Source organism: Oryzobacter telluris, assembly GCF_043099285.1.
GTDB lineage: Bacteria > Actinomycetota > Actinomycetes > Actinomycetales > Dermatophilaceae > Oryzobacter > Oryzobacter telluris.
Map to the genome: position 1 here is coordinate 3204645 of NZ_CP170723.1, position 13502 is coordinate 3218146.

General features: G+C 71.5%; 11 protein-coding genes. 9 read left to right on the forward strand and 2 right to left on the reverse strand.

Features of this window, described 5'->3' with window-relative positions:
• Window position 1: 1 nt before the first annotated feature.
• A complete protein-coding gene (typA, locus tag ACFLFB_RS14865) occupies window positions 2–1897 on the reverse strand; it encodes a translational GTPase TypA (protein ID WP_392542954.1) in 1896 nt (631 codons plus the stop codon).
• 249 nt (window positions 1898–2146) lie between these two features.
• Between typA and ACFLFB_RS14870 the strand changes: the two genes are divergently transcribed.
• The 9 genes from ACFLFB_RS14870 (at window position 2147) to ACFLFB_RS14910 (ending at window position 11203) form a co-directional block, all read left to right on the forward strand.
• Window positions 2147–3823, forward strand: a complete 1677-nt coding sequence (locus ACFLFB_RS14870; RefSeq protein WP_392542955.1) for an ABC transporter substrate-binding protein — start codon at window positions 2147–2149, stop codon at window positions 3821–3823.
• 119 nt (window positions 3824–3942) lie between these two features.
• The gene (locus tag ACFLFB_RS14875; RefSeq protein WP_392542956.1) at window positions 3943–4953 is read left to right on the forward strand and encodes an ABC transporter permease; all 1011 of its coding nucleotides are present in this window, start codon (window positions 3943–3945) and stop codon (window positions 4951–4953) included.
• Window positions 4950–5930, forward strand: coding sequence for an ABC transporter permease (locus ACFLFB_RS14880; protein WP_392542957.1), 981 nt, complete (start codon window positions 4950–4952; stop codon window positions 5928–5930). The genes ACFLFB_RS14875 and ACFLFB_RS14880 overlap by 4 nt, the downstream gene beginning before the upstream one ends.
• Window positions 5931–5937: 7 nt before the next feature.
• Window positions 5938–6957 (forward strand): ABC transporter ATP-binding protein, encoded by a 1020-nt coding sequence (locus ACFLFB_RS14885; RefSeq protein ID WP_392542958.1) that lies wholly within the window; start codon window positions 5938–5940, stop codon window positions 6955–6957.
• Window positions 6954–8108, forward strand: a complete 1155-nt coding sequence (locus ACFLFB_RS14890; RefSeq protein WP_392542959.1) for an ABC transporter ATP-binding protein — start codon at window positions 6954–6956, stop codon at window positions 8106–8108. The genes ACFLFB_RS14885 and ACFLFB_RS14890 overlap by 4 nt, the downstream gene beginning before the upstream one ends.
• 70 nt (window positions 8109–8178) lie before the next feature.
• The gene (locus ACFLFB_RS14895; protein WP_392542960.1) at window positions 8179–8487 is read left to right on the forward strand and encodes a 4a-hydroxytetrahydrobiopterin dehydratase; all 309 of its coding nucleotides are present in this window, start codon (window positions 8179–8181) and stop codon (window positions 8485–8487) included.
• Window positions 8480–9244, forward strand: a complete 765-nt coding sequence (locus ACFLFB_RS14900) for a VIT family protein (RefSeq protein WP_392542961.1) — start codon at window positions 8480–8482, stop codon at window positions 9242–9244. The genes ACFLFB_RS14895 and ACFLFB_RS14900 overlap by 8 nt, the downstream gene beginning before the upstream one ends.
• A gap of 49 nt (window positions 9245–9293) precedes the next feature.
• Window positions 9294–10025 (forward strand): type 1 glutamine amidotransferase, encoded by a 732-nt coding sequence (locus tag ACFLFB_RS14905; RefSeq protein WP_392542962.1) that lies wholly within the window; start codon window positions 9294–9296, stop codon window positions 10023–10025.
• A gap of 269 nt (window positions 10026–10294) precedes the next feature.
• The gene (locus tag ACFLFB_RS14910) at window positions 10295–11203 is read left to right on the forward strand and encodes a hypothetical protein (RefSeq protein ID WP_392542963.1); all 909 of its coding nucleotides are present in this window, start codon (window positions 10295–10297) and stop codon (window positions 11201–11203) included.
• Between the two features lie 146 nt (window positions 11204–11349).
• On the opposite strand, the gene malQ is transcribed toward ACFLFB_RS14910, so the two are convergent.
• Entirely contained in the window at window positions 11350–13494 is a 2145-nt protein-coding gene (gene malQ / locus ACFLFB_RS14915; protein ID WP_392542964.1) for a 4-alpha-glucanotransferase, read from the reverse strand.
• Window positions 13495–13502 lie beyond the last annotated feature (8 nt).

A 13502-nucleotide genomic window follows, 5' to 3' on the forward strand; every position in this document is an offset into this window, starting at 1 on the left:
GTCAGCCCCTGCGAGCCCTGGCGGCCGAGCGGGCCCGCAGGGTCTGGTCGAGCTCGACCTTGCGGATGCGCACGGCGTCCGGGGTCACCTCGACGCACTCGTCCTCGCGGCAGAACTCGAGCGACTGCTCGAGGGAGAGCGCGCGCGGGGGCGCGAGGCGCTCGAGGACGTCGGCACCGGCGGAGCGCACGTTGGTCAGCTTCTTCTCCTTGGTGATGTTGACGTCCATGTCGTCGACGCGGGAGTTCTCCCCGATGATCATGCCCTCGTAGACCTCGGTCGTGGGCGGGATGAAGAGGGTTCCGCGCTCCTGGAGGTTCGCCATCGCGTAGGCGGTGGCCGCACCGGAGCGGTCGGACACGAGCGAGCCGCTGATCCGGGTGGAGATGTCGCCGACCCAGGCCTCGTAGCCCTCGAAGACGTGGTTGGCGATGCCGGTGCCGCGGGTGTCGGTGAGGAACTGGGTGCGGAAGCCGATGAGCCCGCGCGAGGGCACCAGGTACTCCATGCGGACCCAGCCGGTGCCGTGGTTGGTCATCTGCTCCATGCGGCCCTTGCGGGCGGCCAGCAGCTGGGTGATGGCGCCGAGGTACTCCTCGGGGGTGTCGATGGTGACGCGCTCGATCGGCTCGTGGACCTTGCCGTCGACCTCGCGGGTGACGACGACGGGCTTGCCGACGGTGAGCTCGTAGCCCTCGCGGCGCATCTGCTCGACGAGGATCGCCAGCGCGAGCTCGCCCCGGCCCTGGACCTCCCACGCGTCGGGGCGCTCGGTGGGCAGCACGCGCATCGACACGTTGCCGACGAGCTCGCGGTCCAGGCGCTCCTTGACGAGGCGCGCGGTGACCTTGGCGCCCTTGACGCGACCGGCCATCGGGCTGGTGTTGATGCCGATCGTCATCGAGATCGCGGGCTCGTCGACGGTGATGAGCGGCAGCGGGCGCGGGTCGTCGGCGTCGGCGAGGGTCTCGCCGATGGTGATCTCGGGGATGCCGGCGACGGCGATGATGTCGCCCGGCCCGGCCGACTCGGCGGGGCGGCGCTCGAGCGCCTCGGTCATCAGCAGCTCGGTGATCTTGACCTTCTCCACGGTGCCGTCGCGGCGGCACCAGGCCACCTGCTGGCCCTTGCGGATCGTGCCGTTGTGCACGCGCAGCAGCGCGAGGCGCCCGAGGAAGTTGGAGGCGTCGAGGTTGGTGACGTGCGCCTGCAGCGGGGCGTCGGAGTCGTACGACGGCGCGGGGATGGTCTCGATGATGGTGCGGAACAGCGGCTCGAGGTCCTCGCCGTCGGGCAGGCCACCGTCGGCGGGGCGGTTCATCGAGGCGCGACCGGCCTTGGCCGAGGCGTAGACGATGGGGAACTCGAGCTGGTCCTGGTGGTGCTCGGCGTCGACCATGAGGTCCATGAAGAGCTCGTAGACCTCGTCGACGACCTCGGCGATGCGGGCGTCGGGGCGGTCGACCTTGTTGATGCAGAGCACGACCGGCATCTGCTGGGCGAGCGCCTTGCGCAGCACGAAGCGGGTCTGCGGCAGCGGGCCCTCGCTGGCGTCGACGAGGAGGACGACGCCGTCGACCATCGACAGGCCGCGCTCGACCTCGCCACCGAAGTCGGCGTGGCCGGGGGTGTCGATGATGTTGATCGTCATGCCGTCGGCGAGGCCGGCGTCGAGCGCCGCCTTGCCGGCGTAGTGCACGGCGGTGTTCTTCGCGAGGATGGTGATGCCCTTCTCGCGCTCGAGGTCACCGGAGTCCATCGCCCGGTCGGCGATGTGGTCGTGCTCCCCGAAGGCACCGGACTGCCAGAGCATCTTGTCGACCAGTGTGGTCTTTCCGTGGTCGACGTGGGCGACGATGGCGACGTTGCGGAGGTCGTCGCGGCGGGAGGCAGACATGCCCACCAGTCTCTCAGGTCTTGCGGCCACGACCGAATCGGGTGTAACGCGCCCGCGCCCCCACCCGTTCGGTCCCGGCGGGTCTCAACTGCATAACCAATGGCCACGTGCCGGTCCGGCGCGTGCTTTTGCCGTTATGGTCCGGCCTTATCGGTGGATGGTGCGGCGTGCCGCATCGCTCGCCGGACCGTTACTCGGGCGTCCGACCCGGCCGTCCCGAGCATTCGCACACCCAAGCGAGGTTTATCGATGAAGCTCAAGCGGAAGGTGCCGGTCGTCCTCATGGCGGCGGCAGCCCTCACCGTGACGGCCTGCGCGCAGTCGGACCGCGACTCCGGCAGCGGCGCCTCCGGCTCGACCGGCGGCACCACGAAGGACACGTTCACGTTCGGCGCCGCGGGCGCCCCCAAGGTGTTCGACCCGTTCTACGCGACGGACGGTGAGACGTTCCGGGTCACCCGGCAGATCCACTCGGGCCTGCTGGGCGTCAAGCCGGGCACGGCCGACATCCAGCCCGAGCTGGCCGAGAGCTGGACCCCGTCCGAGGACGGCCTGACGTGGGACTTCAAGCTCCGCACGGGCGTGAAGTTCTCCGACGGTGAGCCGTTCAACGCCGAGGCCGTCTGCTACAACATGCAGCGCATGTTCGACCAGAAGGGCGCCGGCCAGACCGCCGGCGAGTACTGGACGTACTTCTTCGGTTCGTTCAGCGACAAGCCCGCCGACTCCCTCTTCAAGGGCTGCACGCCCAAGGACGAGTCCACCGCGACGATCACCATCACGCGGGCGACCTCGAGCTTCCCGACGATCCTGTCGCTCGACAGCTTCTCGATGCAGTCGCCGAAGGCGCTCAAGGCCGGGGACGCCAACAACGTCGTCGCCGCGGGCGAGGGCTTCACCTACCCGGCGTACTCCACCGCCCCCGTCGGCATCGGCCCGTACAAGCTCGACAAGTACGACGAGGCCAACAAGACCGTCACGCTCGTCGCCAACGACATGTACTACGGCGACAAGCCCAAGACGGCCAAGATCACCTTCAAGATCATCCCCGACGAGTCCACCCGTCGCCAGGAGCTGCAGGCCGGCTCCATCGACGGCTACGACCTGCCGAACCCGGTCGACTGGAAGGGTCTGGAGGACTCGGGCAACAAGGTCGAGATCCGCCCCGCGTTCAACATCCTCTACATGGGTCTGAACCCGGAGAAGAACCCGAAGCTGAAGGACCTCAAGGTCCGTCAGGCCATCGCGTACGCGCTCAACCGCGACCAGATGGTCAAGACCCAGCTGCCCGAGGGTGCCAAGGTCGCGTCGCAGTTCATGCCCGACACGGTCGCCGGCTACAACACCTCGCTCCAGCCGTACGCGTACGACGTGGAGAAGGCCAAGTCCCTCCTCAAGGAGGCCGGCGCCGAGGGGATGACGCTGCAGTTCGCGTTCCCGACCGAGGTGTCGCGTCCGTACATGCCGGACCCGCAGAAGATCCACGACGCCTTCAAGAAGGACCTCGAGGCCGCCGGCATCAAGGTCGAGGTCGTCAGCAAGCCGTGGAACGGTGGGTACCTGGACGACGTCAACGCGGGCAAGTACGACGCGTGGCTGCTCGGCTGGACCGGTGACTACAACGCTGCCGACAACTTCCTCGGCACGTTCTTCGCCAACGTGGACGCGAACGACTTCCACACCAAGGTGCTGCCGTTCGGCAAGACCCTCGCGGACGACCTCAAGAAGGCCGACGCGATCGTCGACGAGGGCGAGCGCGAGGCCGCCTACCAGAAGATCAACCAGCAGATCGCCGAGGAGTACCTGCCGGGCATCCCCGTCAGCCACTCCCCGCCGGCCCTCGTCACCGGTGGTGGCGTGACGGGTCTCGTCGCGAGCCCGCTGACCGCCGAGACGTTCGACGGCGTCACGGTGGGTGGTAAGTGACCTCGTAGGGGCTCCCGCCTCGAACTGGTCACAGCCAGCGAAGTTCCCGGTGGCCGCCTCGGACCGTTAGGGTCCGAGGCGGCCACCGCCGTTTCAGCGACGAACGAGGAGCACCCACCTTGGCCAGATTCATCATCCGACGCCTCTTCCAGATGGTGGGAGTGGTCGTCGTCCTGTCCCTGATGCTGTTCCTGTGGCTGAAGGCCCTGCCGGGCGGCACCGTCTCCGCCCTCCTGGGTGAGCGGGCCACCCCCGCGACGCGGGAGGCGCTGACCAAGGCGCTCGGCCTCGACCAGCCCGTCTGGGTGCAGTACGGCAAGTTCGTGCAGCGCGCGGCCTCCGGCGAGTTCGGGGCCTCCACGGCCGTGCTCCCCGGGCGCGACGCCTTCGACATCTTCCTGACCCGCCTGCCCGCCACCATCGAGCTGAGCGTGGCCGCCCTCGTCATCGCGATCGTCCTCGCGATCCCGCTGGGCTACGTCTCCGCCCGGAGGCACAACTCGGCCCTCGACAGCGGCCTGGTCGTGCTGTCCCTCATCGGCGTCGCCGTCCCGGTCTTCTTCCTCGCGTTCGTCCTCAAGTACCAGCTCTCGGTCGAGCACAACGTCTTCCCGGTCTCGGGCCGCCAGGACCCGGGCCTGGGGTGCACGCGGGTCACCGGCTTCTTCGTCCTCGACGGGCTGATGACGCGCGAGCTCGACTGCTCCGCCGACGCCCTCAAGCACCTCGTCCTGCCGGCCGTGACCCTGGCGACGATCCCCTTCGCCGTGGTCTACCGGATCACCCGCGCCTCCGTGCTCGACGTCCTCGACGAGGACTACGTCCGCACTGCCGAGTCCAAGGGCCTCACGGCGCGGGTCATCCGGGCGCGCCACGTCATGCGCAACGCCCTCCTCCCGGTCGTCACGACGATCGGTCTCCAGGTGGGTGGGCTGCTCGCCGGCGCCGTGCTGACCGAGTCGGTGTTCAACTTCCCGGGCATCGGGTCGGCCTTGGCCCAGTCGTTCTCGCAGAAGGACTTCCCGGTGCTGCAGGTGCTGATCCTGGCGGCCGCCGCGATCTACGTCGTCGTCAACCTCCTCGTCGACATCTCGTACGCGATCATCGACCCGAGGGTGAGGACCCGATGACCCCCACCAACCCCATGAAGAGCCGCAAGCAGCGGATCGACGACCTCGCGGCCTCCTCCGCCGGCGGCGTGGCCGTCGCCGACGCGGGGTCCATCGACGAGGCCCCCGGTGTCTCGCTCATCGCGAGCGCCTGGGCCCGGCTGCGGCGCAACCCCGTGTTCCTCCTCGGGCTCGGCATCACGGCCGTCTTCGTCGTCCTCGCGGTCATCTCCCCCTGGGTCGCCCCGCACGACCCCGCGGTGGGCTACCTCATCGACAAGGTGCGCCAGCAGAGCAACCCCATCCCCGGTCCCGAGCCGGGCTTCCCGTTCGGCGCCGACAACAAGGGTCGCGACTTCCTCTCGCGCCTCATCGTCGGCAGCCGGCAGACCCTCATCGTCGGCGTCCTCGCCACCCTGATCGGGCTGTTCGGCGGCCTCGTGCTCGGCGTCCTCGCCGGCGCGTTCGGCGGCTGGGTCGACTCCTTCGTCATGCGCATCGTCGACGTGCTGCTCTCGATCCCCTCCCTGCTCCTGGCGTTCTCCATCGCGGCGCTCGCGAGCCGCCCGAGCCAGTGGACGGTCATCCTCGCGATCTCCATCGTCCAGATCCCCGTCTTCGCCCGGCTGCTGCGCGGGTCGATGCTCGCGCAGAGATCCAGCGACCACGTCCTCGCCGCCCGCTCCCTGGGCGTGAGGCCCAACGCGATCGTCTTCCGGCACATGCTGCCCAACTCGCTCGGGCCGGTCATCGTCCAGGCGACGCTCGTCCTCGCGACCTCGATCATCGACGCGGCCGCCCTGTCGTTCCTCGGCTTGGGCAACCCCGACGACGCCGCCCCCGAGTGGGGCCAGATGCTCGGGGCGTCGCAGCAGTTCATCTACGACCACCCGCACCTCGCCTTCTACCCGGCGCTGTGCATCATCGTCGTCGCCCTCGGCTTCACCCTCATGGGTGAGTCGCTGCGCGAGGCGCTCGACCCCAAGAGCAGGAGGTGACGTGCCGATGACCGCCACGGCGACCCCACCCCACCCCACCCCGCGCGGCACGGAGCCGCTGCTGTCCGTGCGTGACCTCAGGGTCACCTTCCAGCGGCGCGGCGAGGAGGCCTTCCGCGCCGTCGACGGCGTGAGCTTCGACGTCCACCCCGGCCAGACCGTCGGCCTCGTCGGCGAGTCCGGCTGCGGCAAGTCCGTCACCTCGCTCGCGATCATGGGGCTGCTGCCCCGGCGCGGCGTCACGGTCGAGGGCGAGGCCTCCTACGAGGGGACCAACCTCCTCGGCCTGGGCCAGGAGGACATGCGCGACCGACGCGGCCGCGACATCGCGATGATCTTCCAGGACCCGCTGTCCTCGCTGAACCCCGTGGTCCCGGTGGGGCTGCAGGTCACCGAGGTCCTCGAACGGCACCGCGGGATGTCGCGCAAGGCGGCGCAGCCCGTGGCGCGCGACCTCCTCCAGCGGGTCGGCATCCCCGACCCCGACCGCCGCCTCAAGGACTACCCGCACCAGATGTCGGGCGGGATGCGGCAGCGCGCCCTCATCGCGATGGCGCTGGCGTGTGCCCCGCGCCTGCTCATCGCCGACGAGCCGACGACAGCGCTCGACGTGACGATCCAGGCGCAGATCCTCGCGCTGCTCAAGGAGCTCGTCGTCGAGACCGGCACGGCGCTGGTGATGATCACGCACGACCTCGGTGTCGTCGCGGGCCTGTGCGACGAGGTCAACGTCCTCTACGGCGGCCGGATCGTCGAGCGGGGCGAGCGCCACGAGCTGTTCGCCGACCCGCGCCACCCGTACACCGCCGGGCTGCTCGGCTCCATCCCGCGGCTCGACGCCCCCCGCGGCGAGAAGCTGACCCCCATCCCGGGGTCGGTCGCCGACAACCTGCCCTGGGACAGCGCCTGCGCGTTCGCCCCGCGGTGCTCGCAGCCCATCGAGGTGTGCACCCGCACCACCCCGGTGCTCGAGGAGTCGTACCGGCGCGCGCTGCGCTGCCACAACCCCGTGGAGGTGGCCCGATGACCGACACCGCCGTGGCACCGGAGACCCCGGCCACCGAGCGCGACGTGCTCGTCGACGTGCGCGGGGTGAAGGTCCACTTCCCCATCAAGCGCGGCGTCATCCTCGACAAGGTCGTGGGGCACGTCTACGCCGTCGACGGCGTCGACCTGCAGATCCGGCGCGGTGAGACCTACGGGCTCGTCGGCGAGTCCGGGTGCGGGAAGTCCACGCTCGGCAAGGCCATCCTCAACCTCGAGCCGCCCACCGAGGGGTCCGTCCTCATCGACGGCACCGACGTCGCCTCGCTCAAGGGCGAGGAGCTGCGCCGGCGCCGCAAGGACTTCCAGATGGTCTTCCAGGACCCGATGAGCAGCCTCGACCCCCGCCAGTCGGTGGAGTCGCTGCTCGTCGAGGGCATGCGCGCCCACGGCCTGGCCGACGACGACGCCGCCACCAAGAAGCGGCTGCGCGAGCTGCTGGCCGCCGTGGGCCTCCCGGCCGCGGCCCTGCAGAAGTACCCGCACGAGTTCTCCGGCGGACAGCGCCAGCGCATCGGCATCGCCCGGGCGCTCGCGGTCGAGCCGAAGCTCATCGTCGCCGACGAGCCGGTCTCGGCGCTCGACGTGTCGGTGCAGGCGCAGGTCATCAACCTCCTCGAGCAGCTGCAGGACGAGTTCGACCTCACCTACCTCGTCGTGGCGCACGACCTCGCGGTGGTCCGCCACATCAGCGACCGGATCGGGGTCATGTACCTCGGCGGGCTCGTCGAGGAGGCGACGGCCGACGACCTCTACGCGACGCCGCTGCACCCGTACACGCGGGCTCTGCTGTCGGCCGTGCCGGTGCCCGACCCGACGATCGAGGACAGCCGCGAGCAGATCCTGCTCACCGGCGACCTGCCCTCGCCGTCGAACCCGCCGAAGGGCTGCCGGTTCCACACCCGCTGCCCGTGGAAGCAGGAGACCCGGTGCACGCAGGAGCGGCCGCAGCTGCGCGTCATCGAGGTCGACGGGATGGACCCGGGACACCGGGTGGCCTGCCACTGGGCCGAGCAGATCGCCAGCGGCGAGCTGCAGCCGCACGAGGTGAGGGCCGTCTCGGTCGAGCAGGTCGACACCACGGGCGACGGCGACAGCCTCATGGGCCCGGCCTCGGTCACCGAGGCGATGTGAGCGGAGCGGGGCGGCGGGTGAGGACCACCTCACCTGCAGCCCCGCCCTCGCGTGGAGGATGATGGCGCGCATGAGCCGACTCCTCACCGACGACGAGGTCACCACCCAGCTCGAGGGCCTGCCCGGCTGGTCCCGCGAGGGCGACGCGATCGTCGCGACCATCGAGGCCCCCGACTTCCCCGCCGCCATCCGCCTCGTCGCGGCCGCGGCCGACGAGGCCGAGCAGATGAACCACCACCCGGACATCGACATCCGCTGGCGCACGACGTCGTGGCTGCTCACCACCCACGACGCCGGCGGCCTCACCCAGCTCGACATCGAGCTCGCCCACCGGATCTCGGCGGCCGCCCGTGCGGAAGGCGCCACCCCCGGTGGCTGAGCAGACCGCGGCCGAGCGACCCACCGACGTCTCCGACGCCCCCGAGGTGTCCGACGTCCCGGAGCACGGCGAGGCCCACGACGGGTCGCTCGCGGCCCGGCTGAACTGGCTGCGCGCCGCGGTGCTCGGGGCCAACGACGGGATCGTGGCGACCGCCGGCCTCGTGGTCGGGGTGGCCGCGGCCTCGTCGGCGCGGGGGCCCGTGCTCGCGGCCGGGGTCGCGGGCCTGGCTGCCGGCGCCCTGAGCATGGCCGTGGGCGAGTACGTCTCGGTGAGCACGCAGCGCGACACCGAGCGGGCCCTGCTCGCCAAGGAGGTCCGCGAGCTCGAGGAGGAGCCCGAGGCCGAGCTCGCCGAGCTCGCCGCCATCTACGAGGGCAAGGGCCTGTCCCCCGAGCTCGCCCAGCGGGTCGCCGTCGAGCTCACCGCCCACGACGCCCTCGGCGCCCACGCGGAGGCCGAGCTCGGCATCGACCCCCACAACCTCACCAGCCCGTGGCAGGCGGCGTTCGCGTCGATGGCGGCGTTCACGGTGGGGGCGCTGCTGCCGCTTGTCGCGATCGTGCTGCCGCCGGTGTCGGCGCGGGTGCCGGTGACCGGGGTGGCGGTGGTGCTGGCCCTGGCCGGGACGGGCGTGCTCAGCGCCCGGCTCGGCGACGCCGACGCCCGGCGCGCCACCCTGCGGGTCGTCGCGGGCGGCATCGTGGCGATGGTGGTCACCTACGCCATCGGCTCCCTCGTCGGGTCCCACGTCTGATGCCGGACGCCTCCGTCGTCCTCCCGCGCGCCGGTGCACCATGGCGGGGATGAGCGCGCGCCTCCTCGTCGTCCAGCACGAGCCCGACGCCCCCGTGGCGTGGCTGGGCGAGTGGTGGACCGACCTCGGCGTCGACCTCGACGTCGTGCGGGCCGACCTCGGGGAGCCCGTGGCCGACCGGCTCGATGACGAAGCGCACGACGGGCTCGTCGTCCTTGGCGGCGCGATGGGTGCGTGCGACGACGCCCTGGCCCCGTGGCTGGCCCCGACCCGCGCCCTCATCGCCGATGCCGTGGCGCGTGACGTCCCCACCCTCGGGGTGTGCCTGGGCCACCAGCTGGCCGGGGTGGCACTCGGCGGCGTGGTGGACCGCAACCCCTCGGGCCGCACGGTGGGCCTCGTGCCGGTGGCGCTGACGGCAGAGGGGCACGACGACGTCCTCCTCGGCGGCTTCGACGGGCACGTCGCGGTGCACTACAACGACGACGTCGTCCTCGAGGTCCCGTCCGGTGCGACCCTGCTCGCGACGCTGCCCGACGGCCGGCCGCAGGCGCTGCGGTACGGGCCGCGGGCGTGGGGCGTGCAGTTCCACCCCGAGACCTCTCCCGAGGTGTTCGCCGCGTGGCTGCGCTGGGACTCCCCCGACGGCCTCACGCAGGAGCAGGAGTTGCTGCTCGCGTCGGTCACCGCCGCCCGCGAGACCCTGCGCACCGGGTGGCGCACCCTCGCCGAGCGCTTCGCCACCGTCGTCGCCGAGTCCCGCTCCCCCCTCCCCACCTGACCCGCCCCGCCCACAACGCCCCGAACACGGCTCACACCCACACCCTGTGCGCGCTACGGGGCAGTAAGTGTCGTGATCACGACACTTACTGCACCGTAGCGAGTGCCGTGGGCTGCGCGAAAGACGGCCATCCACAGGGAGCTCCCAGCCGGGCACTTGTCCACAGTCCCGACTCGTGCCTGTTGCCGCACGACGTCCGCCGCGACGTTTGACCCATGGAAGAGCTACCGGACGAGGTTCTGCGTCTCCTTGCGCACCAGGACGGCGTCGTGACGCGTGCCCAGCTACTGGGGAACGGCGTCACCAAGGCCACGATCCGCTGGCAGGCGGGCCGGACCTGGCGGGTGCTCCTGCCGTGCGTCTACCTGGTTCCCCGCGCCGAGCCATCGTTCCGTCAGCGGTGCATGGCCGCCCAGCTCTGGGCCGGCCCGCAATCAGTGCTCGCCGGCCCCACCGCCGCACGCCTCCACGGCATCACCTCGATCAGCGAAGCCGGGACGATCCACGTCCTCGTTCCGGCCACCCACCGCGCGAAGCGTCGCGGGTTCGCCGACGTGAGGAAGTCACTCCTCGACGACCTCTCGGTCATTCGACGTGGCTCGTTGCGGCTCTCCGGGCCCGCGAGGGCTGCGGTCGATGCAGCACGGCTGGCCCGCACCGAGAGCGACCGGTCCGCGATCCTCATCGAGGCGGTCCAGCGAGACCTCGCCACCGTCGACGACCTCGCCGAATGGGTGTTCAGACTCAGGACCCGGGATGCCGCGAGCCTCCACGACGCTCTCGACGCCGCCGCATCGGGCGCTTGGTCGGTGCCTGAGGCCGAGGTGCTCACCCTCGTCGCCCGCTCCCGACTGCTCTCCCAGGCGTGGGCGAATCCCACGCTGCACACCGAGGGCGGCCGTCGTCTCGTCACCCCCGATGTCTGGTTCGATGACGTCGCCCTCGCCGTGATGGTCCACTCGCGCAAGTTCCACCAGGACGGCGACCAGTGGGAGGACACCGTGGAAAAGGACTCCGACCTGACGGCGGCCGGTGCGGTCGTCGTGGGCATCACGCCCCTACGCATGCGACGTGATCCCGATGCCACGCTCCGGCGTGTGGAAGCGGCGTACGCGGTCGCCGCCGCGAGGCCGCGTCCTCCGCTCGTCGCCGAGCCTCGAATAGCGCGCGCCGGCTGAGTTCCTGTAACTGTCGGAGCCGCAGCCACCAGCCGAAGGCCCTCACGGCGCCCTCTACATCGCGCGCTACGGGGCAGTAAGTGCTGGGATCACGACACTTACTGCCCCGTAGCGGGGGATTTGGCGCGGTGGGTGCTGCGGGTGGGTCAGGTGTCGCGGGGTTCGCCGCGTAGGGCGGCGAAGAGGGGGCCGGCCTGCTCGGCGCCCTTGACCTCCTCGAGCGACAGCGGCTGCCCGTCCGGACCCGCCAGCGGCACCCGCCAGTTGGGGTACTCGTCGTTGGTGCCGGGCTGGTTGACCGCGCGCAGGTCCCCGACGACGTCGGCCAGCGACACCGCGAGCATCCGGCTGGGCGTCTGCGCCATCCAGCGGTGCAGCGCCTCGATGACCTCCTCGGTGTCGGCACCGGGAGCCAGCAACCCCCGCTCGACGCACGCGTCCTTCAGCTTCGCGATCGACGCCAGCTCCTGCGCCCGCTCCTCCTCCACCGGCCGGGTCAGCAGCCCCAGCGACTCGCGGATGTCGACGTGCGCCAACGAGAGGTACCCGGCCGAGGGCGGCAGGTCGTGCGTCGTCACGGTCGACAGGCACAGGTCGCGGTAGTGCTCCGGCGGCTTGGGCCGGTCGCCCTCCCACTCGAACCACAGAATGGAGGTGCCGAGGAGCCCGCGCTCGAGCATGTAGTCGCGGTTCTCCGGCGCCACGACGCCGAGGTCCTCCCCGATGACGACCGCGCCGGCGCGCTGTGCCTCCAGCACGAGGATGCCGATGAGCGCCTCGTGGTCGTAGTGGACGTACGTGCCCCCGGCCGGGGTGCCCCCCGAGGGGATCCACCAGAGCCGGAACAGCCCGATGACGTGGTCGACCCGGATGCCTCCGGAGTCGCGCAGCACCGTGCGGACCATGTCGCGGAACGGTGCGTAGCCGAGCTCGGCGAGCCGGTCGGGGCGCCACGGCGGCTGCGACCAGTCCTGCCCGAGCTGGTTGAACTGGTCGGGCGGCGCGCCCACCGTGACCCCTCGGGCGAGCGCGTCCCCCAGTCCCCACGCGTCGGCGCCGACCGGGTGCACCCCCACCGCGAGGTCCTGCACTACGCCGAGCGACATCCCCGCCGCCTTGGCCTCGTGCTGCGTCGCCGCGAGCTGCTGCTCGAGCAGCCACTGCAGCCACCGGTGGAAGTCGACCTCGTCGGCGTGCGCGTCACGGAACGCCGTGACGGCCGCACCGGCCGGGTCGTGCAGCTCGGCCGGCCAGTCGGTCCAGGGCAGCCCCTTCGCCTCGGCGAGCGCGCACCAGGTGGCGAAGGTCGTCAGCCCGTCGCCCTCGCGCGCGCAGAACTGCGCGAACGAGGTCTCCCGCTGCCCGGTGACCCCGGCGTCGAAGACGAGGCGCAGCGCCTCCTGCTTCAGCGGCCAGGCCGCGTTGCGGTCGATGCGGTCGGCCGAGTTGAGGCGGCGGGCCGTCGCCGCCAGCCCGAGGACGCGGCGGTGCGCCGCGTGCTCGAGGCGCGCCAGCTCGGGGATGTCCTCGACCCGCAGGTACAGGGGGCTGACGAACCGGCGCGTGGTCGGCAGGTACGGCGAGGGCTCCACCGGCGTCACCGGCTCGGCCGCGTGCAGCGGGTTGATGAGGACGAAGTCGGCGTCGTGAGCGGCGGCGGCCCACGTCGCGAGGTCGGCGAGGTCGCGCAGGTCCCCGATGCCCCACGACTCCTCGGAACGCACCTGGTACAGCTGCGTCTGCAGGCCCACCGCGCGCCCCTCGGCGAGCGCAGGGGGCAGGGCCAGCCGCTGCGGCGTGATGATGAGGGTCGCCTCGGTCGTCGTGGGGTCCACCGGCGCCCGGTCACCGGACGCCACGAGCCGGTGCCACCCCAGGGGCAGGTCGCCGGGCAGCTCGAAGGTCGCCTCACGCACCGAGCGCCCGTCGATGTCGCGGGGCTCGACCCAGCGCTCCACCTGGGGCACCGACCGGGTGCTCCCGTCCTCGAGGACGACCTCGAGGGTGACCGAGGCCCCGGCGGGCACGTGGACGTGCACCCACGGCGTCCATCCCTCGCGAGCCACGACGGTGGCGGGCAGGGTGCGCCGCCACGGCGCCACCTCGACGTCGACGAGCGCGGCCTCGACCGCGTCGTCGTCACCCGCCTCCACCCCGAGGGCCGTGAGGACCGCCCGGATCGCCTCGGCCGACACCGTGACGTGCTGCCCCACCCAGTCCCAGTACTCGGTCGCGACGCCGTACGCGTGGGCGAGCTCGACGAGCCGGGGCGGCGGCGCAACGGAGGTCATGGCCCCAT

Bases quoted from the DNA above. Each gene is read 5' to 3' on its own strand.
- typA (WP_392542954.1), bottom strand. From the start codon at position 1,897: ATGTCTGCCTCCCGCCGCGACGACCTCCGCAACGTCGCCATCGTCGCC.
- ACFLFB_RS14870 (WP_392542955.1), top strand. From the start codon at position 2,147: ATGAAGCTCAAGCGGAAGGTGCCGGTCGTCCTCATGGCGGCGGCAGCC.
- ACFLFB_RS14880 (WP_392542957.1), top strand. From the start codon at position 4,950: ATGACCCCCACCAACCCCATGAAGAGCCGCAAGCAGCGGATCGACGAC.
- ACFLFB_RS14885 (WP_392542958.1), top strand. From the start codon at position 5,938: ATGACCGCCACGGCGACCCCACCCCACCCCACCCCGCGCGGCACGGAG.
- ACFLFB_RS14890 (WP_392542959.1), top strand. From the start codon at position 6,954: ATGACCGACACCGCCGTGGCACCGGAGACCCCGGCCACCGAGCGCGAC.
- ACFLFB_RS14895 (WP_392542960.1), top strand. From the start codon at position 8,179: ATGAGCCGACTCCTCACCGACGACGAGGTCACCACCCAGCTCGAGGGC.
- ACFLFB_RS14905 (WP_392542962.1), top strand. From the start codon at position 9,294: ATGAGCGCGCGCCTCCTCGTCGTCCAGCACGAGCCCGACGCCCCCGTG.
- malQ (WP_392542964.1), bottom strand. From the start codon at position 13,494: ATGACCTCCGTTGCGCCGCCGCCCCGGCTCGTCGAGCTCGCCCACGCG.